The 24946-nt window shown below is 66.6% G+C and carries 29 protein-coding genes; 11 read left to right on the top strand and 18 right to left on the bottom strand.

Annotated elements, in window-relative coordinates; all coding sequences use genetic code 11:
• The first annotated feature begins 31 nt into the window (after positions 1 to 31).
• Positions 32 to 1480 (top strand): SLC13 family permease, encoded by a 1449-nt coding sequence (locus RSE14_RS12730; RefSeq protein ID WP_324076921.1) that lies wholly within the window; start codon positions 32 to 34, stop codon positions 1478 to 1480.
• Positions 1481 to 1493: 13 nt separating this feature from the next.
• The gene (locus RSE14_RS12725) at positions 1494 to 2327 is read left to right on the top strand and encodes an SDR family NAD(P)-dependent oxidoreductase (protein ID WP_324074206.1); all 834 of its coding nucleotides are present in this window, start codon (positions 1494 to 1496) and stop codon (positions 2325 to 2327) included.
• A 4-nt stretch (positions 2328 to 2331) separates the two neighbouring features.
• On the opposite strand, the gene RSE14_RS12720 is transcribed toward RSE14_RS12725, so the two are convergent.
• Positions 2332 to 2865, bottom strand: coding sequence for a J domain-containing protein (locus RSE14_RS12720; RefSeq protein WP_324074204.1), 534 nt, complete (start codon positions 2863 to 2865; stop codon positions 2332 to 2334).
• Between the two features lie 174 nt (positions 2866 to 3039).
• Here RSE14_RS12720 and RSE14_RS12715 point away from each other — a divergent pair, with 174 nt between their 5' ends.
• Positions 3040 to 3201: a hypothetical protein gene (locus tag RSE14_RS12715; RefSeq protein ID WP_324074203.1), complete on the top strand. Its 162-nt coding sequence runs from the start codon at positions 3040 to 3042 to the stop codon at positions 3199 to 3201.
• 3 nt (positions 3202 to 3204) lie between these two features.
• On the opposite strand, the gene pal is transcribed toward RSE14_RS12715, so the two are convergent.
• From pal to hisB, 12 genes are all read right to left on the bottom strand, one after another.
• Positions 3205 to 3723, bottom strand: a complete 519-nt coding sequence (gene pal, locus RSE14_RS12710; RefSeq protein WP_324074201.1) for a peptidoglycan-associated lipoprotein Pal — start codon at positions 3721 to 3723, stop codon at positions 3205 to 3207.
• 53 nt (positions 3724 to 3776) lie between these two features.
• A complete protein-coding gene (gene tolB, locus RSE14_RS12705) occupies positions 3777 to 5174 on the bottom strand; it encodes a Tol-Pal system beta propeller repeat protein TolB (protein WP_324074199.1) in 1398 nt (465 codons plus the stop codon).
• Between the two features lies 1 nt (position 5175).
• The gene (locus RSE14_RS12700) at positions 5176 to 5985 is read right to left on the bottom strand and encodes a cell envelope integrity protein TolA (RefSeq protein ID WP_324074198.1); all 810 of its coding nucleotides are present in this window, start codon (positions 5983 to 5985) and stop codon (positions 5176 to 5178) included.
• A 13-nt stretch (positions 5986 to 5998) separates the two neighbouring features.
• Positions 5999 to 6445, bottom strand: coding sequence for an ExbD/TolR family protein (locus RSE14_RS12695; RefSeq protein ID WP_324074196.1), 447 nt, complete (start codon positions 6443 to 6445; stop codon positions 5999 to 6001).
• Positions 6445 to 7152 carry a protein TolQ gene (tolQ, locus tag RSE14_RS12690; protein WP_324074194.1) on the bottom strand — a complete coding sequence of 236 codons (708 nt, stop codon included), beginning with the start codon at positions 7150 to 7152 and terminating at the stop codon, positions 6445 to 6447. Before tolQ ends, RSE14_RS12695 begins: the two co-directional genes overlap by 1 nt.
• A 4-nt stretch (positions 7153 to 7156) precedes the next feature.
• On the bottom strand, positions 7157 to 7606 hold the full coding sequence (locus tag RSE14_RS12685; RefSeq protein ID WP_324074192.1) for a YbgC/FadM family acyl-CoA thioesterase: 450 nt from the start codon (positions 7604 to 7606) through the stop codon (positions 7157 to 7159).
• 89 nt (positions 7607 to 7695) lie between these two features.
• Positions 7696 to 8076 carry a histidine triad nucleotide-binding protein gene (locus RSE14_RS12680; protein ID WP_324074190.1) on the bottom strand — a complete coding sequence of 127 codons (381 nt, stop codon included), beginning with the start codon at positions 8074 to 8076 and terminating at the stop codon, positions 7696 to 7698.
• 5 nt (positions 8077 to 8081) lie between these two features.
• Positions 8082 to 8399 carry a phosphoribosyl-ATP diphosphatase gene (locus tag RSE14_RS12675; protein ID WP_416379383.1) on the bottom strand — a complete coding sequence of 106 codons (318 nt, stop codon included), beginning with the start codon at positions 8397 to 8399 and terminating at the stop codon, positions 8082 to 8084.
• 120 nt (positions 8400 to 8519) lie between these two features.
• Complete coding sequence (gene hisF, locus RSE14_RS12670; RefSeq protein WP_324074188.1) at positions 8520 to 9281, bottom strand: imidazole glycerol phosphate synthase subunit HisF; 762 nt, start codon at positions 9279 to 9281, stop codon at positions 8520 to 8522.
• On the bottom strand, positions 9278 to 10009 hold the full coding sequence (gene hisA, locus RSE14_RS12665; RefSeq protein ID WP_324074186.1) for a 1-(5-phosphoribosyl)-5-[(5-phosphoribosylamino)methylideneamino]imidazole-4-carboxamide isomerase: 732 nt from the start codon (positions 10007 to 10009) through the stop codon (positions 9278 to 9280). The genes hisF and hisA overlap by 4 nt, the downstream gene beginning before the upstream one ends.
• A complete protein-coding gene (gene hisH / locus RSE14_RS12660) occupies positions 10006 to 10632 on the bottom strand; it encodes an imidazole glycerol phosphate synthase subunit HisH (protein WP_324074184.1) in 627 nt (208 codons plus the stop codon). Before hisH ends, hisA begins: the two co-directional genes overlap by 4 nt.
• A gap of 156 nt (positions 10633 to 10788) precedes the next feature.
• A complete protein-coding gene (gene hisB / locus RSE14_RS12655) occupies positions 10789 to 11397 on the bottom strand; it encodes an imidazoleglycerol-phosphate dehydratase HisB (RefSeq protein WP_324074183.1) in 609 nt (202 codons plus the stop codon).
• A gap of 137 nt (positions 11398 to 11534) precedes the next feature.
• Here hisB and RSE14_RS12650 point away from each other — a divergent pair, with 137 nt between their 5' ends.
• From RSE14_RS12650 to gmk, 3 genes are read left to right on the top strand one after another with little or no spacing between them, the layout of a single operon-like run.
• Positions 11535 to 12020 carry an SspB family protein gene (locus RSE14_RS12650; RefSeq protein WP_324074182.1) on the top strand — a complete coding sequence of 162 codons (486 nt, stop codon included), beginning with the start codon at positions 11535 to 11537 and terminating at the stop codon, positions 12018 to 12020.
• Between the two features lie 5 nt (positions 12021 to 12025).
• Positions 12026 to 12418, top strand: a complete 393-nt coding sequence (locus RSE14_RS12645; protein WP_324074181.1) for a hypothetical protein — start codon at positions 12026 to 12028, stop codon at positions 12416 to 12418.
• Positions 12419 to 12459: 41 nt separating this feature from the next.
• A complete protein-coding gene (gene gmk / locus RSE14_RS12640; RefSeq protein ID WP_324074180.1) occupies positions 12460 to 13101 on the top strand; it encodes a guanylate kinase in 642 nt (213 codons plus the stop codon).
• Here the strand turns inward: gmk and RSE14_RS12635 are convergent.
• Positions 13098 to 13757, bottom strand: a complete 660-nt coding sequence (locus RSE14_RS12635; protein WP_324074179.1) for an aquaporin — start codon at positions 13755 to 13757, stop codon at positions 13098 to 13100. The genes gmk and RSE14_RS12635 overlap by 4 nt on opposite strands.
• A gap of 190 nt (positions 13758 to 13947) precedes the next feature.
• Between RSE14_RS12635 and RSE14_RS12630 the strand changes: the two genes are divergently transcribed.
• Complete coding sequence (locus tag RSE14_RS12630; protein ID WP_324074178.1) at positions 13948 to 15312, top strand: aromatic ring-hydroxylating oxygenase subunit alpha; 1365 nt, start codon at positions 13948 to 13950, stop codon at positions 15310 to 15312.
• Positions 15313 to 15355: 43 nt separating this feature from the next.
• Here RSE14_RS12630 and RSE14_RS12625 read toward each other — a convergent pair whose 3' ends face one another.
• The 4 genes from RSE14_RS12625 to RSE14_RS12610 all read right to left on the bottom strand — a co-directional run bounded on the left by RSE14_RS12625 (position 15356) and on the right by RSE14_RS12610 (position 19592).
• Positions 15356 to 16054, bottom strand: coding sequence for a Crp/Fnr family transcriptional regulator (locus RSE14_RS12625; protein ID WP_324074177.1), 699 nt, complete (start codon positions 16052 to 16054; stop codon positions 15356 to 15358).
• 272 nt (positions 16055 to 16326) lie between these two features.
• Positions 16327 to 17136 carry an SDR family oxidoreductase gene (locus RSE14_RS12620; protein ID WP_324074176.1) on the bottom strand — a complete coding sequence of 270 codons (810 nt, stop codon included), beginning with the start codon at positions 17134 to 17136 and terminating at the stop codon, positions 16327 to 16329.
• A 4-nt stretch (positions 17137 to 17140) separates the two neighbouring features.
• Positions 17141 to 18280, bottom strand: coding sequence for an acyl-CoA dehydrogenase family protein (locus RSE14_RS12615; protein ID WP_324074175.1), 1140 nt, complete (start codon positions 18278 to 18280; stop codon positions 17141 to 17143).
• 118 nt (positions 18281 to 18398) lie between these two features.
• Positions 18399 to 19592: an acyl-CoA dehydrogenase family protein gene (locus tag RSE14_RS12610; protein WP_324074174.1), complete on the bottom strand. Its 1194-nt coding sequence runs from the start codon at positions 19590 to 19592 to the stop codon at positions 18399 to 18401.
• Positions 19593 to 19806: 214 nt separating this feature from the next.
• Here RSE14_RS12610 and RSE14_RS12605 point away from each other — a divergent pair, with 214 nt between their 5' ends.
• The 4 genes from RSE14_RS12605 to RSE14_RS12590 all read left to right on the top strand — a co-directional run bounded on the left by RSE14_RS12605 (position 19807) and on the right by RSE14_RS12590 (position 24944).
• Positions 19807 to 21234 carry an MFS transporter gene (locus RSE14_RS12605; protein ID WP_324074173.1) on the top strand — a complete coding sequence of 476 codons (1428 nt, stop codon included), beginning with the start codon at positions 19807 to 19809 and terminating at the stop codon, positions 21232 to 21234.
• A gap of 82 nt (positions 21235 to 21316) precedes the next feature.
• Positions 21317 to 22654 (top strand): acyl-CoA dehydrogenase family protein, encoded by a 1338-nt coding sequence (locus RSE14_RS12600; protein ID WP_324074172.1) that lies wholly within the window; start codon positions 21317 to 21319, stop codon positions 22652 to 22654.
• Between the two features lie 131 nt (positions 22655 to 22785).
• Positions 22786 to 23874, top strand: a complete 1089-nt coding sequence (locus tag RSE14_RS12595; RefSeq protein ID WP_324074171.1) for a Zn-dependent alcohol dehydrogenase — start codon at positions 22786 to 22788, stop codon at positions 23872 to 23874.
• On the top strand, positions 23874 to 24944 hold the full coding sequence (locus RSE14_RS12590; protein ID WP_324074170.1) for a phosphotransferase family protein: 1071 nt from the start codon (positions 23874 to 23876) through the stop codon (positions 24942 to 24944). The genes RSE14_RS12595 and RSE14_RS12590 overlap by 1 nt, the downstream gene beginning before the upstream one ends.
• The last annotated feature ends 2 nt before the right edge of the window (positions 24945 to 24946 follow it).

The raw sequence follows: 24946 nt of genomic DNA, 5'->3' as shown, positions 1-24946 counted from the left end.
GGGGGGCGCTCGGCTGTTACCTCCCCTGGTGATGGCGGGGGAACAGGCACAGACAGCGGTTTTGCAACGTGCCGGGCTGGTGCTGGGCCCGCTGGCCTTTGCGCTCGCCGCGCTGCTGCCGCCGCCGGCGGGCATGGCGCCGGGGGCGTGGCTGGTGGCGGGGCTGACCGTGTGGATGGCCGTGTGGTGGATGACCGAGGCCGTGCCGATGGCGGTCACCGCGCTGCTGCCCTTCCTCGTCCTGCCGCTCGCCGGGGTAGCCAGCGCCGAGGAGACGGCGGGTGATTACTACTCCCCGATCCTGTTCCTGCTGCTGGGCGGGGCCTTCATTGCTCTCGCCATCGAGCGCACCGGCCTGCACCGGCGGTTGAGCCTTGCGATCCTGCGAATGGTGGGGAGCGGCGGCGGGCCGGGGCGGCTGCTGTTTGCCTTCATGATCTCGGCCGCGCTCATATCGATGTTCATCTCCAACACCTCGACCGCGCTGATCATGATGCCGATGGCGCTGGCAGTGCTGGAGGCGGGCACGCCTTCCAGTGAGGCTGGGCATGGCGTTCAGCAAGACGGCATCTCGGGCGCCCTGCCGATGGGGATCGCCTTTGCCGCCAGCATCGGCGGATTGGGCACTATCGTCGGCTCGCCCACCAATGCGATTTCGCTGGGGCTGCTGGAGAACATCGCCGGCGTGCGGATCAGCTTTGTCCAGTGGTCGCTCTACGGCATTCCGCTGGTGCTGCTAAGCATTCCGCTCGCAGCATGGATCATCGCCCGGGTGCAGAAGGTGGGCGCGCATCCCTTCGACATTGCCAGCGCCCGCGCCGCGATTGCCAGTGATGCGGGCTGGAGCAGCGCCGAGCAGCGGCTCGCGCTGCTGTTCGCGCTGACATTTCTGGGCTGGGTCACCCAGCCGCTCGTCGCCCCGCTGCTGCCGCCCGGGTCATGGACCGATGGCACGATCGCGGTGCTCGCGGCGCTCGCGCTGTTCCTCCTGCCCGACGGCACGGGCCGCACCCTGCTGGTGTGGGACGAGGCGCGCCATGCGCCGTGGAGCGTGATCTTCATGTTCGGCGGCGGGCTGGCGCTGGCAGGCGGGATGCAGGCTTCGGGTCTCACCGACTGGCTGGGGCAGGCGCTGCTGCCGCTCGGCACATGGCCGCCGGTGCTCGTCGCGCTGGCGGTCACGGCGCTGGTGATCGTGATCACCGAATTCGCCAGCAATGTCGCGACCGCGACGGGGATCGTCCCGGTGGTCGCCGCGCTGGTGGTCGCGCTCGGAGCTGATCCGGTGCTGCTTGCCCTGCCCGCAGCGCTCGCGGCAAGCTGGGGCTTCATGCTCCCCGCCGGCACCGGCCCCAATGCGATTGCATGGGCCACGGGCCGGATCCGGATCGAGCGCATGGTCGCTGCCGGTGCGCTGCTTGATCTGGCAGGCGTGTTCCTGCTGGTCGGCGTGGTATGGGGCATCACCAGCCTGATCTGAGGGGAGACTTCGCATGACCGACAGCCGCAAGCCCGTGTTTCTGGTGATCGGCGCGGGGGCCGGGATCGGGGGCAATGCCGCCATGCGCTTTGCTGCGGGGGGCTATCACGCGGTCATGGCGCGCCGCTCTGACGAGGCGGGGCTCCAGCGGCTGGTCGGCCAGATCGAAACGGCGGGCGGCTCGGCCAGCGGCACGCTGCTCAATGCGGCGGAGGACGGCGCGATCGAGGAGCTGGTCGCGCGCACCGAACGCGATGTCGGCCCGATCCACACAGCGCTCTACAATCTCGGCGCGCAGATCGGGAACCGGCCCTTGGAGGCGACCCCGCACCGCATTTTCGAGCTCGGCTGGCGGCTCGGCACCTACGGGGTGTTCCGCCTCGCCCATGCGCTGTTCCCGGCGATGGTGGAGCGCGCCAAGACCGGCGCGCATGGCACGCTGCTGGTCACCTCGGCCACGGCAGCGATGCGCGGCAATGCCGGGCAGCACAGCCATGCCGCAGCCATGGGCGGGCGGCGGATGCTGTGCCAGACTTTGAACGCCGAGTTTGCCCCCAAGGGCGTCCATGTCGCCCACGTGGTGGTCGACGGCGCAGTCGATGCGCCCGACACGCTCGGCAAGCTCCTCGGAGACCGCTACGAGACCTTCAAGGCGAACAAGGGCGCGCAAGGCATCATCGATCCGGCGGTGCTGGCCGAAACCTATTGGCACCTCGCCCACCAGCCGCGCAATTGCTGGACCCACGAGATCGACGTGCGCCCGTGGACCGATGTGGCGTGGTGGAACGACAACCCCGATCCGCAGATCGACAGCAAAGGCAAGGGCTTCGCGGGGCCGCAGCCCTAGGCGCTCAGCCCCGCCACTCGCGGCGTTCTTCGGCGGCGCGCAGGACTTCGTAGCTGGTCTGGATCAGCTGGAACTGCTTGGCCGCCTCGGCATCGCCCGGCTTCACATCGGGGTGCACTTCCTTGGCGCGGGCGCGGTACGCTTTCTTCACGGCGGCGAAATCGGCGTCGGCCTCCAGCCCCAGCACTTCCAGCGCGCGCATTTCATCCGCGCTGCGTGATCCGTCGCCCGAACCCGCCCAGCCGTAATGCGCCGCCTCGGCATAGCCCGCATTCTCGGCCCTTTCGGCGCGGGCGCGTTCTTCCTTCTCGGCGGCTTCGAGGCCTTCGAAATAGTCCCAGCGCGAATTATATTCGGCCGCGTGCTTCTGGCAGAAATACCACCGGTCGCGGCTGTTGGGCGCCTTGGGCGCGGGGCAATTGCCCGGCTCGTCGCAGCCGTGGCGATCGCAGATGCGGACATTGACCGCGTCCTGCGAGGAGCCATAGCCCCGCCAGCGCGGAAAGCCCCAGTCCATCGAGCGGCGCGCGCGGCTCACGGGTTCGCCCCGGGCGTCATGTCGTTGGTCGATGGAGTCACGCGTCCCATCTAGGCGCAGTGGCCGATGTTGGAAAGCCGTGAGAATGCGGGAACCAGTTGCAATGTGAAATGTTGCATTGCAAGATAACCACCGCGCGCGGAATCGTTCCCGTTCCGCCAAGCAGAAGATCCGATGAGCCAGCAACTGACCCTCTCCAGCCTGTTTTCCGTGCTCGCCCTTGCCGGGCTGTGCATCGTCACGGGCGCGCGGGATCTGGCCGGGATCGAGGCGCCCGCGGCGCCTGCGCCCTTCGAGGTGCAGGCCGGACTTTCGCCCGACCTGCACAACAGCTGATCATCAGTTGATGATCACGCTCGCGGCGCGGCGGTTACGCGCCCACGAGGTTTCGTCCGAACCGAGCGCCACGGGGCGCTCCTTGCCGTAGCTCACCACCGCGATGCGGCCCGGATCGACGCCGAGGCTGACGAGGAAGTTCTTCGCCGCAGTCGCGCGCTTTTCGCCCAGCGCGATGTTGTATTCGCGCGTTCCCCGTTCATCGGCATGGCCTTCGATGGTGAAGGTGACCTGCGGATAGCGTGCGAAGTACTGCGCCTGCGCCTGCAAGGCGGCGGCATCCTGCGAATCGATGTTGTACTTGTCGGTATCGAAATAGACCGTGGTCGATCCGCCGACCGCCGCGGCGAAGTGCGCCTGCGTGCCGACGCTCGGCCCGGTCGGCTGGACCTGCGGGCGGGTCTGCGGCTGGGTCACCGTCTGCGAGGGCGGCGGGGGCAGCTGCTCGGGCGGCTTCTTGGCGCAGGCGGCAAGGCCGGTGGCCGAGGCCAGCAGCAGAGCGGTGGCAAGCTTGGTGTTCATGATGGTTCCTTTCGGCTTGTCATTCGGGGTGAAGGGTTCGGCGCGTTGCTGGCTCAGGGGCGGATCGGGCCCCAGGCCGGATCGGAGGCGTCAACCGGGGTCGGCAGGCGGCGCTCGTTCTCACCGGTCAGGTCCACCTGCCAGATGCCCGAACGCCCGGTGTTCGCCTCGGTGCGGAAGAACTGGATGATGCGGCCATTGGGCGCCCATGTCGGCGCCTCGTCCTGCCAGCCCTTGGTCAGCACGCGCATGTTCCCGCCGGTGGGGCTCATCACCGCGACGTTGAAATCGCCGGCAATGCGCGTGAAGGCGATCTGGTCGCCGCGCGGGCTCCATTCGGGCGTGGCGCAGCGCCCGCCAAAGAAGCTGATGCGGCGCTGGTTCGAACCATCGGCATTCATGATGTAGCACTGCTGGCTGCCCGAACGGTCGCTCTCGAACACGATCTTGCTGCCATCGGGCGAGTAGCTGCCGCCCACGTCGATGCCGGGCGAGTTGGTGAGCTTGACGCTCGCCCCGCCCGTGGCGGGCACGCGGTAGATCTCGGTATTGCCCGCAACCGCCATCGAATAGAGGATCGACTTGCCATCGGGCGACCAGCGCGGGGCGAGCGTCGGGCTCTTGTTCTCGGTCACCAGCGTCTGCTTGCCGGTGCCAAGGTCATAGACATAGATGCGCGGATTGCCGTCGACGTATGAGAGATAGAGGATCTTCGAATAGTCGGGCGAATAGCGCGGGGTGAGCGCGGTGGCGCTGCCCAAGGTCAGGAAGCGGTGGTTCGCCCCGTCCGAATCCATCACCGCAAGGCGCTTGACGCGGGCATCCTTCGGCCCCGTCTCGGCGATATAGGCGATGCGGCTGTCGAAGAACGGGCTCTCGCCGGTCAAACGGCTGAAGATGAGGTCGGAGCACTTGTGCGCCGCGCGCCGCCAGTCGGCCGGGCCCACCACCCAGCCCTCGCGCACCAGCTGCTGCTGCAAGGCGACGTCATAGAGGTAGCAGCCGACCACCAGCCGGCCATCGTCACGCGCGCGGACATAGCCGTGCACCAGCATCTCCGCGCTGCGCCCGCTCCAGGTGCTGAATTCGGGCGCGGTGATCTGCGGGAAGGCGGGCTGGGGCAGGCTGTCGGGGCCGACCGGCTTGAACAACCCGTTGTTGCGCAGGTTGGCGGTGATGACGCGGGCAATCTCGCGGCCCAGCGCGCCGGTGCCGGCCTCGTTGGCGGGGGTAGCCCGCTCGCGGTCAGTGGCGAAGGCGGGGATGGCGATGCCGATGTCCGACCATGCGCTTTCGTCGGTCACCGTGCCGCGCAGCGGGCCGTCGGCGTCCTCGCCTTCGACCGTCACGCTCTCGACCCGCTGATCTTCCCCGATGGGCGCGCCCAAGTCCTGCGCCATGGCGGGCGCGGCCAGCAGGGCGGCAGTGAGGAGGAAGAATGTCTTGGTCATGTCAGAGCCTTCGGTCGAATTGCCATTCGAGATCGTCCCAGCGACTATAGAACTGATCGGGCAATTTGGAGAAATCGGCGAGTTGCACCGCACGGATCGCCCGCTCGCAATGGAGCGCGGCCTGCGGACGGTTGGCTTCGGTGATGCTGCTCGGGTTGGTGCGGCACGTCGGGCGGCCCTTGAGCGTCCCGTCGGGATTGAGCTTCCAGCTGACCACCGACACCAGCAATTCGGCCTCCACCCCGTTGGGCGCCGTCCAGTTGCGCTTGATCTGGCGGGTGATCGCCGAGCGCAGGTCCGCAGCCTCCTGCGCGCCGAACTTGGCCGCAGGGGCGCGGGTTTCGGTGGTGGTGGTGGAGCTGCCCTTGCCTTCGAGGAAGTCGTCCCCGATCCGGCTGCCCCCGCCCTTGGCCGCCGCCTTGGCAGGCGTGGCGGCGGGCTTTGGCGCGGTGCGATCAGGGCGCGAGCGGTCACGCGTCGGCGCGGGCTGCTGGGTGGCGGTGCGGGTGACGGGCTTCGGCGGCGGGGCGGGCTGGACGCGGGTGGGCGGCGCGGGCTTGGCCGCTTCAGGCGCGGGCGCGGGATCCTCCGCCAGCGTCGGGGCGATGGCCGCGCGGCTCTCGGCCACCGGATCGGGCGATTGCGCCTCCAACCCCACTTCGGTCGCAAGGCTCACCGTCATGCGATCAGGGAACACCGCGACCTCGGAGCGCACCGTCTGCATGAGCAGCACGGTCACCAGCGCGCCGTGCAGCACCAATGCTGCCAGCAGGCCGACCTTCTCCTCGTTGCGAAGCGCGATCTCTCCCATGATGCGTACCGGACTATGGGGCCGAAACTGAACCGTCGGTGACCAGCGAGATCGAGGTGAAGCCAGCGCGGCCCAGCTCGCCCATCACCCGCATCACCCGTCCGTAATCAAGCGAGCGATCTCCGCGCAGTACCACCAGGGGCTCCGGCTCGCCCCCGCGCTTGAGAGCTTCCAGCGCTTGCGGAAGCGCGCCCGCCGCGACCGGCTCGTCCTCGATATAGATGACGCCCGCCCGGTCGATCGAGATGGTGATCTGGTCCGGCTTTTCCTCGACCGGTGCGGCGCGGCTTTCGGGCAGTTCCACCGGCACGCCAACCGCAGGCAGCGTCACCGTGACCATGAAGATGATCAGCAGCACCAGCATCACGTCCACCAGCGGGGTGACGTTGATCTCGGCCATCGCCGCCCGGCGCGAGCGCTTGCCGCGGCTGCGGGAGGAGGAGGAAACACCCATCCCCATCACACCCGGTCCAACTCGCGGCTCAGGCCGGCATGGACCTTGTCGGCAAAGCGCTGGAGCTTGGCCTCATAGACATTCACCGCGCCCGAGAAGCGGTTGTAGGCGATGACGGCGGGGATCGCCGCGAACAGGCCGATGGCGGTTGCAAACAGCGCTTCGGCAATGCCGGGGGCCACGACTGCGAGGCTCGCGCTCTGCTGCGCGCCGATCTGGAAGAAGGAGTTCATGATCCCCCACACCGTGCCGAACAGGCCCACAAAGGGCGCGACCGAGCCGACCGTGGCGAGGAAATTGAGCCTGCCCGCAAGCTCGTCCGCCTCCTCGGCGACCTGGCTTTCCATCGCCGCGCCGATGCGCTGGCGGGTCGCCTCGCGGTCAACCGGCTGCTTGGCGGTAGACTTCTTCCATTCGTCCAGCCCCGCGCCGACCACGCGTGCGGCGGGCACTTCCTTGCGCTGCTGCTTGCTGACGAGGGCCTCGGTGTCGTGCTCGCTCCAGAAGGCATCCTCGTAGGCGCGCGAGGCCTTGCCGAGCTTGCCGATCCGCATGCTGAAGGAGACAATGATCGTCCACACCCACACGCTCGCGAGGATCAGGCCGAGCATCACCGCCTGCACGATGATATCGGCCTGCAGGAACAGTTCGACCGGATCGAGCCGGGTCGGAGCGGCGGCAGAAGCGGCGGCGCTGAGAAAGCCAAGCGTCACGGGATCAGGTTTCCTTGTTCATGAAGTCTGCAAAAGCATCCCGCCATGCGGCAGGCTGACGGCGCGGGCGGCCATCGAGGGTGATGAAGCCGACGCGCAGGTGCGCCTCGCACAGCATCTCGTCGCCCCGTCTCGCGATCTGGTGCATCCGGCACGAGGCCGCGCCCAGCTCGGTGCAGCGGGTTTCGATCACCACATCATCGTCGAGCTTGGCCGGGCGCAGGTAGCGAAGGTTCACCTCGGACAGGGCATAGGCGCCCTCACCCGTCTCGATCGCCGCGCGCTGGTCGATCCCGAGCAGCCGCAGCAGATCGGACCGCGCCCGCTCGAACCAGCGCAGATAATTGGCGTGGTAGGTGATCCCCGAAAGGTCGGTATCCTCGTAATAGACGCGCACCGCATAGAGGTGCCGCGCCCCGTCAAGAATGCCGCCGGGAGGGTTGGGAGAGATCATCTGCGCTCACCTAGCGCAGCGGGGAATCGCTGCAAAGGCAGGTGTTGCGATTTGTCGATGAACGGCGGTGAAACGAGTCCTGTCCGCGATCAACGCCGCGCGATCATCGGTCCCAAAGGCTGGCCGCCGAAGATGTGGACGTGGAGGTGCGGCACTTCCTGCCCGCCATGCGTGCCGATATTGGCGAGCAGGCGGTAGCCGGGTTCGACCAGCCCCTTCATGCGGGCGACTTCGCCGACAGCGCGCACGAAGCCGCCGATTTCCGCGTCGGACGCCTTGGCCGAGAAATCGTCCCAGCTGACATAAGCCCCCTTGGGCACCACCAGCGTGTGCACCTCGGCCTGCGGGTTGATGTCCTCGAAGGCGAAGGCCCAATCATCCTCGTAGACCTTCCGCGAGGGGATTTCCCCGCGCAGGATCTTCGCGAAGATATTGGCGTCGTCATAGGGCAGGGTCGGGTCGATCGGCATGGGTGTCAGTCCTTGCGGGAGGCTTTTTCGGCGATGCCCGAGGTGCCCTCGCGGCGGTCCAGCTCAGCGAGCACCTTGTCCAGCGGCACGCCCTTTTCGGCGAGCAGCACCATCAGGTGGAAGATCACGTCCGCTGCCTCGCCCACCAACTCGGCCTCGTCACCGGCCAGCGCGGCGATCACCACCTCGGTCGCTTCCTCGCCGAGCTTCTGCGCGATCTTGGCGAGGCCCTTGGCGTGGAGCTTGGCCACATAGCTTTCCTCCGGCGAGGCGGTGAGGCGCTGGGCGATGGTCGCTTCGAGGCGAGTGAGGGTGTCTGACACGTATTCAATCTCGTCATTGCGAGGAGCCGCAGGCGACGCGGCAATCCATGGATTGAACGTCGCCGCTTTCGGAACGGTTCGGTTCATGGATTGCTTCGCTACGCTCGCAATGACGAAGTTTCAACCGCGTGCCGGAAGTCCTGCTGCCCTCAGGGCCGCGTGGGCCTCGGCAATGGTGTGGTGGCCGAAGTGGAAGATCGAGGCGGCGAGCACCGCGCTGGCGTGGCCCTTCACCACGCCCTCGACGAGGTGCTCGAGGCTTCCCACCCCGCCGCTCGCGATCACCGGCACGCTGACGCTATCGGCAATCTCGCGGGTCAGATCGAGGTCGTAGCCGCGCTGCGTCCCGTCCCCGTCCATCGAGGTGACGAGCAATTCGCCCGCGCCAAGGTCAGCAACCTTGCGGGCGTATTCGACCGCGTCGATGCCCGTGGGCTTGCGGCCGCCATGGGTGAAGATTTCCCAATTGCCCCGCGGCGTGCGGCGCGCGTCCACACTGGCGACCACGCACTGGCTGCCGAAGCGCTCGGCAATCTCGCCCACCAGTTCGGGCCGGGCAACCGCCGCGGAGTTGACCGCCACCTTGTCCGCCCCCGCCAGCAGCAGCGCGCGCGCGTCCTCCGCAGAGCGCACGCCGCCGCCGACGGTCAGCGGCATGAAGCACACTTCCGCCGTGCGCCGCACCATGTCGAGCAGCGTCCCGCGCCCTTCGTGGCTGGCGGAAATATCGAGAAAGCACAGCTCGTCCGCGCCCGCCGCATCATAGGCGCGCGCCTGCTCGACGGGATCGCCCGCGTCCTTCAGATCAACGAAATTGACGCCCTTGACCACGCGCCCATCGGCGACGTCGAGGCAGGGGATGACGCGGATGCGGACGGTCATGCCGCCCTGGCCCCCATCGCGATTGCCGCGGCCAAGTCCAGCCGCCCCTCGTAGAGCGCGCGGCCCGTGATCACGCCTTCGATCCCCTCGTGCGCGTGGAGCGAGAGGATGTGGATGTCGTCCAGCCCCTTCACCCCGCCGCTGGCGATCACCGGAATGTCGACGCGGCGAGCAAGGTCCACGGTGGCTTCGATGTTCACGCCCTTGAGCAGGCCGTCCCTGCCAATGTCGGTGAACAGCAGCGAGGCGACGCCCGCATCCTCGAAGCGGCGGGCGAGGTCAGTCACCGGAACGTCGGAGACTTCCGCCCAGCCCTCGGTCGCCACCATCCCGTCCTTCGCGTCGACCGCGACGACGATGCCGTTCTCCCACTCGCGCGCCATGTCCTTGACGAATTCGGGGTTCTTGAGCGCCGCCGAGCCCATCACGACGCGCGCAACGCCGAGGTTGAACCACCCCTCCACCGCCGCCGCATCGCGGATGCCGCCGCCGAGTTGCACATAGCCGGGGAAGGCTGCGACGATCGCTTCCACGGCTTCGCGGTTGCGGCTTTCGCCCGCAAAGCTGCCGTCGAGATCGACCACGTGGAGATGCTCGGCGCCGGCTTCCGCAAAGATCAGCGCCTGCGCGGCGGGATCATCGCCGTAGATCGTGGCGCGGTCCATATCGCCTTCCGCGAGACGGACGACCTGACCGCCCTTCAAATCAATGGCGGGAAATACAATCACGGATACCACTCCAGAAAGCGCCGGAGGGTCGCCAGACCATAGCTCTGGCTCTTCTCCGGGTGAAACTGCACGCCGAGGATGTTGCCGCGCGCAACCGCTGCGACAAGCCCCTCGCCATGATCGGTCATCGCCGCGATGGTGTGCGGATCGGTCGCGGCGAAGTGATAGGAGTGGAGGAAATAGGCCTCGCCCTCCTCGATCACCGCATGGCCGCGCGCGTGCGGCAGCATGGCGACATCGTTCCAGCCCATGTGCGGCACCTTGATGGCGGCGTCCGAAGGCTCGATCAGCCGCACTTCGCCCGGAATCCAGCCGAGGCCCGGGGTCTCGCCATGCTCCAGCCCGCGATCCGCCAGCAATTGCATGCCGACGCAGATGCCGAGGAAAGGTGCAGCCCCCACGTGCACCCGCTCGGTCATGGCCTCGACCATGCCGGGAATGGCATTGAGGCCTTCCGCACAGGCCTTGAAGCTGCCGACGCCGGGCAGGACAATCCGGTCCGCCGCGCGCACGACATAGGGATCGGCGGTGACGGTCACCTGCGCACCCGCCGCCTTCAAGGCATTATGCACTGAATGAAGGTTGCCGGCCCCGTAATCGATGAGGGCGATGACTTCGGCCATCAGTCCCTCCCTGTCCCGGACATGATCCGGGATGGGGAGGTGGCACTGCGCAGCAGTGACGGAGGGGTAAACTCCGCCCGCGCCGCATACCCCTCCGTCAGCCCTTTGGGCTGCCACCTCCCCATTCCGATGGAACGGGGAGGAACGAAGACAGTCTCAGCCACCGAGCTGCCCCTTGGTGCTCGGCACGCTCTCGCCCTTGCGCGGGTCGCGCTCCACCGCCTGCCGCATCGCGCGGGCGAAGCCCTTGTAAAGGCTCTCGCAGATATGGTGGTTATTGCTGCCGTAGAGCAGTTCCATGTGCAGCGTGATGCCCGCGGCCTGCGACACGGAGTGGAACCAGTGCTCGATCAGCTCGGTATCCCATTCGCCGAGGCGTTCCTGCGTGAACTTGGCCTTCCACACGAGGTAGGGCCGCCCGGAAATGTCGAGCGCGACGCGGCTCAGCGCCTCGTCCATCGGAGAGTAGGCCGCGCCGTAGCGCCCGATTCCCGCCTTGTCGCCCAGCGCCTGCGTAATCGCCTGACCCAGCGCGATCGCCGAATCCTCGGTGGTGTGGTGCTGGTCGACATGGAGGTCGCCCTCCACCTTCATCGTTACGTCGATCAGCGAATGGCGGCTGAACTGTTCGACCATGTGATCGAGAAAGCCGATGCCGGTGCTGACGTCATAGGCGCCGGTCCCGTCAAGATTGACGGCGATGGCGATCTTGGTCTCGGTGGTGTTGCGTGTCACCGAGCCGGTGCGGGCGGGGGTGCTGGCCATAATCCGCGAGCCTATAGGCCTCTGGGCGGCGGTGACAAGCGCCCCTGCGAGCTGCGCGCGCTATCCCCTGTCAAACCCGCGACATGGAGCGGTAAAGGCTTGACCAAACTGACGCGCGCCGCCACCTTTCGCTCATCATGAGCAGCGATACGCCAGACAGTCTGATCCCCTACGACGAGATCGTGCAGGAAGCCCTGCGCGCCGTGGTCGGCCGGGTGCTTGGCTCGATCGTCGGCGGCGGCGGCACCTTGCCGGGCGCGCATCACTTCTACATCACCTTCAAGACCGGCGCGCCGGGGGTCTCGATCCCGCCGCATCTGCGCGAGCGATTCCCGGACGAGATGACCATCGTGCTCCAGAACAAGTTCTGGGATCTGGAGGTTGGCGCGGCCGGATTCTCGGTCAGCCTCACCTTCAATCAGGTGCCGGCCAAGCTCACCATTCCCTTCGCCGCGATCACCGCCTTCGTCGATCCGGCGGTCGATTTCGGACTGCAATTCCAGGCCGCGGCGGATGAACTCGCCCCCGAAGCCCACGAGGATGCCGAGAATGACGGCACCGAGAGCGACGGCGATGGTGACGGCTCGAACGTTGTCAGCATCGATTTCGGTCGCAAGAAATAGGCGCGATGGCGCGGCGCAAGCCCAAAGGCACGGCTGAAGGCCCCGCCAAGCAGGGCGATGCACGCCTGCCCTCGCCCGATCCGGTCACCAACCTTGTGATTGCCGACATCGTGCTGCGCGGCGCGGGCAATCTGCTGCGGCGCAGGCTCGAAAAGGGCCTGCTGACCGGCCAGCTTGAGGCCGACACAGCGAAGAAACTGGTCGAAAACCGCGGGATCGCCAGCACGCTGGCGCTGTGGGGGGCAAGCCGCCTTGCCACCCGCTCGCCGGTCGGCCTCGCGGTGGTCGCGGGCGGGCTCGCGGCCAAGGTGCTCTATGATCGCGGCAAGGCGATCGAGGGGCGGCGGCGCAAGCGCAAGGCCCCGCCCGTCCTGCCGCCAGCCGACAGCGAATCCTGAGCGCGCTTGATTTCGGCCCCCATGTTGGTGCAACGGGGCCTATGGCAGACAACGCTTCCGATCATCTCCACCGCCGCGGCCTGATGTTCATCCTCTCCTCGCCCTCGGGTGCGGGCAAGACGACGCTTTCGCGGATGCTGCTGGCCAAGGATGACGAGATCCGCCTGTCGGTTTCCGCCACCACCCGCCCGCCGCGCGCCGGCGAGGTGGACGGGGTGCATTACCACTTCGTCTCGCCCGAACGCTTCCAGGCGATGATCGACGAGGACGATTTCTACGAATGGGCCGAGGTGTTCGGCCACCGCTACGGCACGCCCAAGGGGATGATCCGCGCCGGATTGAAGGAAGGGCAGGACTTCCTGTTCGACATCGACTGGCAGGGCACCCAGCAGCTCTACCAGAAGGACCAGCAGGACGTGGTGCGGGTGTTCATCCTGCCGCCCTCGATCGAGGAGCTGCACCGCCGCCTAAAGAGCCGCGCCACCGACAGCGCCGAGGTCATCAACGCCCGGATGGAACGCGCCCGCGCCGAGATCAGCCACTGGGACGGCTATGACTATGTCATCATCAATGATGACGTCGAGGTGTGCTTTGCCAAGGTCTGCGCAATCCTCGAGGCCGAACGCATGAAGCGCCAGCGCCAGACCGGGCTGATCCCGTTTGTGCGCGGGTTGATGGGCTAGACTGCGGGCTCCGGCCCCAGCAGCACCCGGCCCACGCCCATCGCCAGCAATGCGCCCGCGATCTGGGCAGCCACGAAACCCGGAATATCCATCGCCGCGATCCCGGCGAAGGTGTCGGTGAAACTGCGCGCAATCGTGATCGCGGGGTTGGCAAAACTGGTCGACGAGGTGAACCAGCAGGCGGCAAAGATATAGAGCGCGACGCTCACCGGCACCCGCTCGGGCGCGGCACGGGCCGTGGCGAGGATGGTGAGGATCAGCCCGAAGGTCGCGATCCCCTCGCTCACCCACTGGCCGATGCCGGTGCGCGGGGTATCGGCGATCTGGATGATCGGCAGCTCGAACATCAGGTGCACCGCCCACACCGCCAGCACGCCGCTGATGACCTGCACCAGCACATAGGCGAGCGCCGCACCGCTCTCGATCTCGCCGCGCAGCTTCATCACCAGCGTCACCACCGGATTGAAATGCGCGCCCGAGATCGGCCCCAGCATGACGATGATCACGAACAGCATCCCGGCAATCGGCAGGGTGTTGCCGATCAGCGCGACCGCAACGTTCCCGCCCGCCAGCTTTTCGGCCATGATCCCCGCGCCAACCACCGTGGCGAACAGGAAGAAGGTGCCGAGCGCCTCGGCCAGCAACCGCGCGCTCATGCTGCGCTGCGCCCCGCAGCGATGGTGCCCTGATGCATGGTGATCCCCTCCCCTGTCTCCCTGACGCAAGGCTAGCAGGGACGGCAGCGCGCCCGCAAGTGCGCTCGTCCCCTGCTTCATTCGCCAGTTCTGGCAAAGCGCCTTGCAGGCTTACCCTGCGCCATCGCTGCCAGACAGCCGGGAGAGAGCCATGCCCGCCACCAGTCCGCGCCCCCATGCGCCCGACACGTCGCCGATCCCGATCCGCAATTTCGACAAGCACCGCTATCTTGCGCGCGAATGGATGGAGCGCGAGCGCACCGAGCTGTGGGCCAAGACATGGCTCGTCGCAGGCCTTGCCTGCGATGTGGCAGCGCCGGGGCAGTTCATCACCTTCGAAATCGGCGCGGAAAGCCTGATCGTCGCGCGTGGCATCGACGGAGGCTTGCGCGCCATGCACAATGCCTGCACCCATCGCGGCACGCGGTTGGTGAGCGAGCCATTCGGAACATTGCGCAAGTTCGTCTGCCCCTATCACGCCTGGGCCTATGGTCTCGACGGCAGCCTGCAGGGCGTGCCGGGCGCGGGGCGCTTTTCCAACGGCCTGCCCAAGGACGAGCTGGCGTTGCAGGCGGTGGAGGTGGAGGAGGCGCTCGGCCTTGTCTTCGTGCGGCTGACGCCCGGGGGCATGGCCTTGCGCGAATTCCTCGGCCCGGTGCACGATCTCCTCGCGCCCTACCGGATCGAGGCGATGAGCATCACCAATGACCAGAGCGTTTCGCACACCTGCAACTGGAAGGCGATCCTCGACAATTTCGCCGAGCTCTATCACGTCCCCTTCATCCACCCGATCCACCGGCGGATGTTCGAATGCGCGACCGCGCCCTTCGAGCTGTTCGCGTCCGGCCACACCGCCGTCTATGTCCCCGGTGGCGTGACGGATTCGGGCTTCCCCACGCCCGAGGTGCCGACCGACATGCTGTCGATGCAGTTGCAGGCGCTTGGGCTCGATCCGGAGGATTATCGCGGGCGGGTGGAGGCGGTGCGCCCCGCGCTGCAACAGGCCAAGCGCGCGATCGCGCAGGCGCAGGGGCTGGCCTATGACGATTTCAGCGACGCGCAGCTGAGTGATATCTGGCAGTTCAACCTGTTCCCCAACATCATCCTGTCGGTGACACCCGAAAGCGCGTGGCTGATGCGCTCGCGCCCCGATGCGGATGATCCGGGCAAGAGCCAGTTCGACATGATCACGCTGGTGCAGTTCCACGGGCGCGAGGAGGATGCCGCCGCCGCCCGCCGCAAGGGCGATGGCGATGATCCCGAGATCGGCACCCACTTCCGCCTCAACGGCCCGCGTCCCGCCGATTATCGCCGTCCGGAGCGCGACAGCTTCACCCACGAGGATATCATCGCGGGCCGCAAGACCATGACGGTGACGATCGACGAGGATATCTCGCTGCTCACCCGCGTGCAGCAGGGCATGGCCTCGAGCGGTTTTCAGCGCGTGTGGCTGAGCGACGAGGAAAGCCGCGTGCAGCATTTCCACGACGCGCTCGACGCCTGCCTCGGCGCGTAAGGGAGCGCTCCGAGAGCCCTTTGCCTGTCCGTGAAATCCGGCCTCAGGCCTCGTCGCCGAATTCGGCGAGCGCCTGGAGATAGGCACGGTCGCGCACCTGCAAGGTCCGGCCGGTGCGGGCGATGATCCCTTGCGCTTCCCAGTCGGACAGCAGGCGGCTGACGTTTTCCCGCGCAAGGCCGGCAAAGGCGCCGAGATCGCTCTGGCTCGGATCGTAGCGCAGCCGCCCGTCGGCGCTGTCGGTGTCGATCAGCCGTTCCAGCGCGCGGGCGAGGCGCGGGGCCATCGAGAAGGTGCGGTCGCTCTCGATCACGAGATTGAGCTGGCGCACCCGCCGTGCGAGCTCGCGCATCACGCCGGCGGCCGAGGCGGCGTTGGCCGTCGCCGCCGCGAGGAAGGTGTGCGAGGGCAGCAGCACCACGGTCGAGGGGACAGCCGCCGTCACGGTCGCCGTGCGCGGGCCGCTGTCGAGCATGGCGATTTCCCCCACCAACTCGCCGGGGCCGCAATAGTTGAGGATGATCTCGCGCCCGCTGGCGCTGACCATGGTGATCTTGAGACCGCCGGCCAGCACCACCACCGCGAAATCGCCGTTCTCGTCGCCCTGCGAGATGATCGTCTCGCCGGAACGCAATTCGCGGCGGTTGGCCTCGCGCAGCAGCGTCTGGAGTTGGTCGGGCGCGAGCGCGCGCAGCAGCGTGTCGGGTTGAAGCCGGGCGATGAGCTCGTCGAGGGTGTCCATGGTCTGCGCCTCCCATCTGCCGCGATCGCGAGCCGGCTATACACCTGCAACCGGCCCGCCCCTGCCTTGTAAATGCATGGGGCCTGCAAATCCGTGATGGCCATCACAGACAGGGCCATGCCGGCGCGGCACATGGGGGGCAAGACCGGACCCGGGGGTCCGGACACGACCTAAACGGTGCGACCCGGACGGAGGGGTTCCCCCCAACGTCTCCCTGGCCCACATCCCTTTGCGGGGGTGTGGGCCTCTTGTCGTGCGGGGGCTGACGGGCCTTAGTGGCCGCCGCCCGGATCGGCGAAGTGGCTCGGCAGGTGGGCGTTGACCACGCCGCCGTCGACCGTCAGCGTTTCGCCCACCACATAATCGCCCGCGCGGCTGCACAGGTAGATCGCGGCTGCGGCCATGTCCTCGGCCGTGCCTATGCGCTTGGCGGGGATGCCGCTCGCCGAAGTATCGGGCGCGTCCTTGGCGGCGCGGTTCATCTCGGACGGGAAGGCCCCCGGCGCGATCGAGGTGACGACGATATTGTCCTGAATGAGCCGCGCAGCCATGCGCCGCGTCAGCTGGATCAGGCCCGCCTTGGAGGCCTGATAGGCATAGGTTTCCCACGGGTTGATCCGCTGGCCGTCAATCGAGGAGACATGGATCACCTTGGCCGGATGCCCCTGCTTGCCGCCTGCGACCAGCAGATCGTGGAGCTTCTGCGTCAGGAAGAAAGGCGTCTTGACGTTGAGGTCCATCGTCCGGTGCCAGCCGGCCTCGGAGAATTCGAGATAGGGCTGGCCCCAGGCAGCACCGGCATTGTTGATGAGGATATCGAGATGGCTCTCGCGCGCCTTCATCTCGTTGGCGAGGCTCACCATGCCGTCCATCTGGCTGAGGTCAGCGGGGATGCCGATCACGCGATCAGCGCCAAACTCGTCGATGGTCGCCTGCATCTGCTCGATCTTGCGCGCCGAGATATAGACCCGTGCGCAGCCCGCCGCGAGCAAGCCTTCGACGAACATCTTGCCGATCCCGCGGCTGCCGCCGGTGACGAGGGCAACGCGGCCTTCGAGGCTGAAAAGTGATTGAATGTCCATGTGATCAATATCCGCTCAAGGTGGCCACGCGGTTCGCGTGGAAGAAGGCATCGCCGAGGAATTCGGCCAGCGCGCGGTCGCGCTTCATGTAGAGGCCGATGTCATATTCGTCGGTCATGCCGATGCCGCCGTGCATCTGCACGCCTTCCTGCACCGCAAGGCGCGCGGTCTTGGCGACCTTGGCCTTGGCGACACTCGCCATCAGCTCGGCGCTCGGCGCGCCGGCATCGAGCAGCTGCTGCGCCTTGATGGTGACAGCGCGGGCGATCTCGACTTCGGAATAGAGGTGGCTGGCGCGGTGCTGGAGCGCCTGGAACTCGCCGATCAGCCGCCCGAACTGCTTGCGCTGCTTGAGGTAATCGACCGTCATGTCCATCGCGCCGCGGGCCACGCCCACGCCCTCGGCTGCCGCGCCGACGCGGCCAGCGAGCAGCATGGCATCGAGCACGGCGCGCCCGCCGTCGATCTCGCCGATCACAGCGTCGCCATCCAGTTCGACCCCGTCGAACTTCGTGTGGGTCGCCATCGAGCTGTCGACCAGCCGCACGCTATCGTGGCTCATGCCGGCGGCATCCTTGGGCACCGCAAACAGCGTGATCCCGTCGGCATCTTCATCGCTGCCCGAGGTGCGCGCGGCGACCACGATCATGTCCGAGCTGGCGCCCTGAATGACGAAGCTCTTGGAACCGGTCAGGCGGAAGCCGTTGCCCGATTTCTCGGCGCGGGTGGCGATGCGCGAGGGACGGTGCTTGGCGGTCTCGTCAATCGCGACCGCAAACACGCTGTCGCCCGCAATCAGGCCGGGCAGGTAGCGCCCCTTCAGATCGTCCGAGCCGTGCTTGAGCGCAGTGGCGGCGAGCACCGAGGAGGTGAGGAAGGGCGAAGGCGTCAGGTTGCGGCCGATCTCCTCGAGCACGATCCCGGCCTCTACATGGCCCATGCCGAGCCCGCCATCGGCCTCGTCCACCAGCATGCCGGTGAAGCCCATTTCGGCCATCTGCTTCCAGAGGCCGTGGCCGAAGCCGTCCTTGCAGTTGCGATCGCGCCAGTGGCGCAGCTGTTTGGCGATGTTGCCTTCGTCGGCCATGAAGCCGCGCGCGGTATCGGCCAGCATGGCCTGATCTTCATTGTGATACAGGGGCATTGGTTTTCCCTCTCCAAACTCTTCGTCTTCCCGGGCTTGACCCGGGATCCCGCTGCCTTCTTCCCCGCCAAAAGAAGCGGGGCCCCGGGTCAAGCCCGGGGAGGCACGTGTTACTAAATCAAGCCCCCGGCAGATCGAGGATGCGCTTGGAAATCACGTTGAGCATGACTTCCGAGGTGCCGCCTTCGATCGAGTTCGCCTTGGTGCGCAGCCAGTTCTTGGACGGCTTGCCGCCCTCGGTCGCCTCGCTCTCCCACTCAAGGCTGCGCGAACCGCCGACCGCCATCATCAGCTCGTGGCGGCGCTTGTTCAGTTCGGTGCCGGCATATTTCATCATGTTCGGCTGGGCGGGGTGCGCCTTGCCGACCTTGATCTCGTCGAGGAACTTCTCGCCCATCGCGGTGTAGGCGAGCGAATCCACGTCGAACATCGCCAGTTCCGCGCGCAGCACCGGATCGAGATCATCGCCAAGCTTGGCCGCATGGCGCTTCATCATCGCGCCGATGGCCGCAGCACGCTCGCCATTATCGGCGCCCGAGATCATCTCGCGCTCGTGGCCGAGCAGATATTTGGCGACGTCCCAGCCGCGATTGATCGTGCCGACATAGGCGGGAATGTCCTCGCCATAGGACTTGGGCACGGCGACATTGTCGAAGAAGGTCTCGCAGAAGGGCGAGGAACCGCTGATCAGCTTGATCGGCTTGGTCGTCACGCCTTCGGACGCCATGTCGTAGAGCATGAAGGTGATGCCCTGATACTTGTCCTCCTTGTCGGTGCGGACAAGGCAGAAGATCCAGTCGGCCTGATCGGCATAGGAGGTCCAGATCTTCTGGCCGTTCACCACCCAGGAATCGCCCTTGTCCTCGCCATAGGTCTGCAAGGACACGAGGTCGGAGCCCGAACCCGGTTCCGAATAGCCCTGACACCAGCGGATTTCGCCGCGTGCGATTTCATTGAGGAAGCGCTGCTTCTGCCCCTCGGTGCCGAAGTGCAGCAGCGCCGGGCCGAGCATCCAGATGCCGAAGGATGAAAGCGGCGGGCGCGCGCCGATGCGGCCCATTTCCTCGCGCAGCACCTTGGCCTCGGCCGGGGAAAGCCCCGCGCCGCCATATTCCTTGGGCCATGCCGGCACGGTGTAGCCCTTGGCGACGCAGGCTTCGAGCCACGCCTTCTGTGCATCATTCTTGAAGGTGGCGCGGCGGCCACCCCAGTAGATGTCGCTCTCGTCACGCACAGGTTCGCGCATTTCGGGCGGACAGTTGGCTTCGAGCCACGCGCGGGTTTCGTCACGGAATTGTGCAAGATCGGCCATAACCGACTCTCCTCTCTCGTCTCTCACTTGACGCTTACGTTAGGAGCATTTCGCGTGACGCTGCAAGCGTCCTTCGCGCTTGGAAGGATGCCGTAGCGTCAGGCGCAGGGGCGGTGACGGGGCGATTGACGCGGGGGCCAATCGGTCTAGGTTCGCAACTGAAAATGGGAGAGAGACATTTGTCCGGGATCGTAAGCGCACGGGGGCCGCGCGGGTGAGCGTGGCTGCCGCGAAGGTGCCCTATCGGCTCAAGCTTGCCTACGGGGTCGGCTCGATCGCCTATGGCATCAAGGACAATGGTTTCGCGGTCTTCCTGCTGATCTTCTACAATCAGGTGATGGGCCTGCCCGCCGATCTGGTGGGGCTGGCGGTGATGCTGGCGCTGATCATCGATGCCTTTGTCGATCCGGTGATCGGCCACCTTTCCGATCGCACCAACACCCGCTGGGGGCGGCGCCACCCGTGGCTCTATGCCTCGCTGCTGCCGGTCGGCCTGTCGTGGTTCATGCTGTGGAACCCGCCCGATTGGGGCCAGACCGGGATGCTGGTCTATCTCACCTGTTCGGCCATTCTGGTGCGCACCGCGATTGCGCTCAATGAAGTGCCCTCGCTGGCGATGCTGCCCGAGATCACGCAGGACTATCACGAGCGCACCGATGTGATCCGCTACCGCTTCCTGTTCGGCTGGATGGGCGGGCTGTTCCTGCTGTGGCTGGCCTATGCGGTGTTCCTTGCGCCGACGCCCGAACAACCTGCGGGCCTGCTGCGGCGCGGGGGGTATCAGGCCTATGCGTGGTCGGGCGTGATCCTGATGGTGCTGGCGATCCTCACGGTCGCGCTGGGCACGCACCGCGCTCTCGCCAAGCCGCCCGCCAAGCTCCCCCCGCGCCTGCCGCTGGGCGAGGAACTGCGCGCGATGCGCCGCACCTTGCGCAATCCGGCCTTCCTCACGCTGATGGGGGCGGGCGTGTTTGCCTATGCCAACCAGGGCCTGAACTTTGCCACCAGCACCTATATGCAGACCTATGTCTGGGAGTTTCCCGGCTGGGCCCTGTCGCTGTGGCCGGTAACCTTGCTGGCGGGCGTGGTGATGGCCTTTGTCATCACGCCGATTGCCTCGCGCCGCATGGGCAAGAAGCGCGCCGCAGCAGCGCTGGCGCTGGTCGCGGTGGTGTTCGGACTGCTGCCTTACGTCCTGCGCCTTGCCGGCCTGTTCCCGGCCAATGGCGATCCGCTGACGATCCCGCTGTTCCTGCTGCTGATGACGCTGGCGATCGGCTTCAGCGTGTGCCCGATGATGCTGACCGGATCGATGCTGGCCGATGTGGTCGAGGATTCGGAGATGAAAACCGGCCACCGCGAGGAAGGGCTGTTCTTCGCGGGCAACCTGTTCATGCAGAAATGCGTCACCGGCATCGGCACCTTCGCGGCCGGCACGCTGATCAGCGCGGTGGGCTTTCCCGACAATGCCGTGCCCGGGCAGGTCGATCCGGCGGTGATCGAGCGGCTGATGCTGTTCTTCACCATCCTGACCGCGCTGTTCGTGGCCTGCGCGGTGACGGTGTTCCTGCGCTTTCCGCTGGGCGAGGACGACCATGCCGAGCGCGTGGCAAGGCTGCGGCAGGACACCCCGCCGCCCTGAAAATGAGAGCTTGGCGCAGCCCCGAGGCTCTGCCACGGTAACCCCAGATTCGATTGCAATTGAGGACGAGAGGAACCCCCGCATGGATTTCGAACCCACCGAACGTCAGGCCTATTGGCGCGATCGCGTGCGCGATTTCATCGAGCAGCACGTGCGCCCCAACATGGATGTCTACAAGGCGCAGGACGCGGCCGGTGATCGCTGGAAGGTGATCCAGATCATCGAGGACAAGAAGAAGCTGGCCAAGGAAGCCGGCATCTGGAACCTCTTCATGCCCCCCCGCAACGACAGCCACCACCATGTCGACGAGACCTTCGAATTCGACGGCCCGGGCCTCACCAACCTCGAATATGCGCTGTGCGCCGAGGAAATGGGCCGGCTTGGCTGGGCTTCGGAAGTGTTCAACTGCTCCGCGCCCGATACCGGCAACATGGAAGTGTTCCACCGCTACGGCACGCGCGAGCAGAAGGAACAGTGGCTGCGTCCGCTGATGAACGGCGAGATCCGCTCCGCCTTCCTCATGACCGAGCCCTACACCGCTTCCTCCGACGCGACGAACATCGAAACCCGCATCGAGCGCGACGGCGACCATTACGTGATCAACGGGCGCAAGTGGTGGTCTTCGGGCCTCGGCGATCCGCGCTGCAAGATCGCGATCGTGATGGGCAAGACCAATCCCGACGCCCAGCGCCATGCGCAGCAATCGCAGATCCTGATGCCGATCGACACCCCCGGCGTCACCATCCTGCGCCACCTGCCGGTGTTCGGCTATGACGATGCGCCCCACGGCCACATGGAAGTCGAGATGAAGGACGTGCGCGTCCCGGCATCGAACATCCTGCTGGGCGAAGGGCGCGGCTTCGAGATCGCGCAAGGCCGCCTCGGGCCGGGCCGCATCCACCACTGCATGCGCACCATCGGGGTCGCCGAAGAGGCGCTCGCCAAGATGTGCCGCCGCCTGCAGGAGCGCGAGGCGTTCGGCAAGCCGGTCTACAAGCACTCGGTGTGGGAAGAGCGCGTGGCGCGCGCCCGCATCGACATCGACATGACCCGCCTGCTCTGCCTCAAGGCGGCCGACATGATGGACAAGGTCGGCAACAAGTCGGCCAAGCAGGAAATCGCGATGATCAAGGTGCAGGCCCCCAACATGGCGCTGAAGATCATCGACGATGCGATCCAGGCCCATGGCGGCGGCGGCGTGTCGGAAGACTACGGCCTTGCTTCGGCCTATGCCCACCAGCGCACCCTGCGCCTGGCCGACGGGCCGGACGAAGTCCACGCCCGCTCGATCGCGCACATGGAGTTCGCCAAGCACGCCCCCGTCCCCGGGCCGACGGCGAACGCCCTGCGCGGCAATCACGGCCGGGCGGTCAATGACACCCAGAGCTTCAGCTCGGGCGACATGGGCGTGGCGCGTTAAGCCAAACTCCGCAGCACCGTTCGTGTCGAGCGCAGTCGAGACACGCTCGCACGAACGGTTCTCGATTGTCTTTCGAGCCCGCCCATCGGAACGACGCGCGGCGGGCTCGAACCGAACGGAAAGACTTGCTCATGGCAAAAGCCGCCATCCTTGAACAACCCGGCCAGGGCCTGCGCATTGCAGAGGTCACCTATGCCGCGCCCGGTCCGCATGAAGTCCTGATCGACACCAAGGCCTGCGGGTTGTGCCATTCGGACCTGCACTTCATCGACGGGCATTATCCCCACGCCCTGCCCTGCATTCCCGGGCACGAGGCGGCGGGGATCGTGCGCGCGGTGGGCTCGGAAGTGCGCACCGTGAAGCCGGGCGATCACGTGGTCTCCTGCCTTTCGGCCTTCTGCGGCCATTGCGAGTTCTGCGTGACGGGGCGCATGGCCCTGTGCCTTGGCGGGGACACGCGCCGCCAGAAGGGCGAGACCTCGCGCATCGCCTTTGCCGATGGTTCGCCGGTCAACCAGATGCTCAACCTCTCCGCCCTGTCGGAGCAGATGCTGATCCACGAGCACGCCTGCGTTTCGATCGACAAGGACATGCCCTTCGATCGTGCGGCGCTGCTCGGCTGCGCGGTGACGACAGGGGCGGGCACGATCTTCAACGCCTGCAAGGTGACCCCGGGCGAAACCGTGCTGGTGGTCGGTTGCGGCGGCGTGGGCCTTGCCGCGATCAACGCCGCGAAAATCGCCGGCGCGGGCAAGATCATCGCCGCCGATCCCCTCCCCGAAAAGCGCGCCCTCGCCGAAGTGCTGGGTGCGACCCACACGGTCGATGCGCTCGCCGAAGACGCCGCCAAGCAGATCATCGCGATCTCGGGCGGCGGAGTGGACTGGGGGATCGAGGCGGTGGGCCGTCAGGCCTCGGCCGATCTCGCTGTCGCATCGCTGCGGCGCGGGGGCACGGCGGTAATCCTCGGCATGATGCCCTTGGACTGCAAGGTCGGCCTGTCGGCCTTTGATCTCCTCGGCGGGAAGAAGCTGATGGGCGCCTTGATGGGGATGAACCACTTCCCCGTCGATCTGCCGCGCCTTGTCGATTTCTACCTGCGCGGGCTGCTCGATCTCGACACGATCATCGCCGAGCGGATCACGCTCGATCAGGTGAACGAAGGCTTCAACACAATGCGCGCCGGCCATGCCGCCCGCACCGTCGTGGTGTTCGACTGATGGACATTGATTTCGACAAGGAAATGGTCGGCACGGTCGAAGTGACCGAGAAGGACGCGCTCGACCTTGCCAGCCTCACCGCGTGGTTCGAAGCCAATGTCGAAGGCTTCGAAGGCCCGATCAGCTACACCAAGTTCAAGGGCGGCCAGTCGAACCCGACCTACCGGATCGACACGCCGGGCGCCTCCTACGTGCTGCGCCGCCAGCCTTTCGGCAAGCTGCTCCCCAGCGCCCACGCGGTGGACCGCGAATATGCGGCGATGACGGGGCTCTACCCCACCGGCTTCCCCGTCCCGCGCACCTATGGCCTGTGCGAGGATGTGGAGGTGATCGGCTCCAAGTTCTTCGTGATGAGCATGGCCGATGGCCGCAGCTTGTGGAACGGAGCGCTGCCCGGCCTCTCGCCCGAAGAGCGCCGCGAACATTACAACGCGCTGATCGACACCATGGCCGAGCTGCACCTGCGCGAGCCCGAGAAAATCGGCATGGGCGAATTCGGCAAGCCCAATGATTACTGCGCGCGCCAGATCACCCGCTGGACCAAGCAGTACAAGCTCTCCGAAACCGAGCTGATGCCGGAAATGGAGCGGCTGATCGAATGGCTGCCGCAGACCATCCCGCCGCAGCATGGCTCCAGCGTGGTGCATGGCGACTACCGGCTCGACAATGTAATCTTCCACAAGACGGAAGCCCGCATCATCGCGGTGCTTGACTGGGAGCTGTCGACACTGGGCGATCCGATTGCCGACTTCAGTTACCTGATGCTCAACTGGCACAACCCGGCCGATGGCCGCGCCGGGCTGGTGGGGCTGGATATCGCGAGCCTCGGCATCCCCTCTCAGGAAGAGGCGGTGGCGCGCTATGTCGCCAAGACCGGTTTCCCCGTCCCGCCGATGGACTGGTACTTCGCCTATAACCTGTTCCGGCTCGCCGGGATCATGCAGGGCATCAAGAAGCGCGTGATCGACGGCACCGCCTCCAGCACCCACGCGCAAGCCATGAGCGACCGTGTGCGCCCGCTGGCCGAGCGGGCTTATGAATTCGCGCTGGCCGCCGGAATGCCTGCGTAACG

It is taken from the genome of Erythrobacter sp. (genome assembly GCF_035194505.1).
Taxonomy (GTDB): Bacteria; Pseudomonadota; Alphaproteobacteria; order Sphingomonadales; family Sphingomonadaceae; genus Erythrobacter.
The sequence above is the reverse complement of the archived record's forward strand: the minus strand, read 5'-3'. Positions and strand labels throughout refer to the sequence as shown.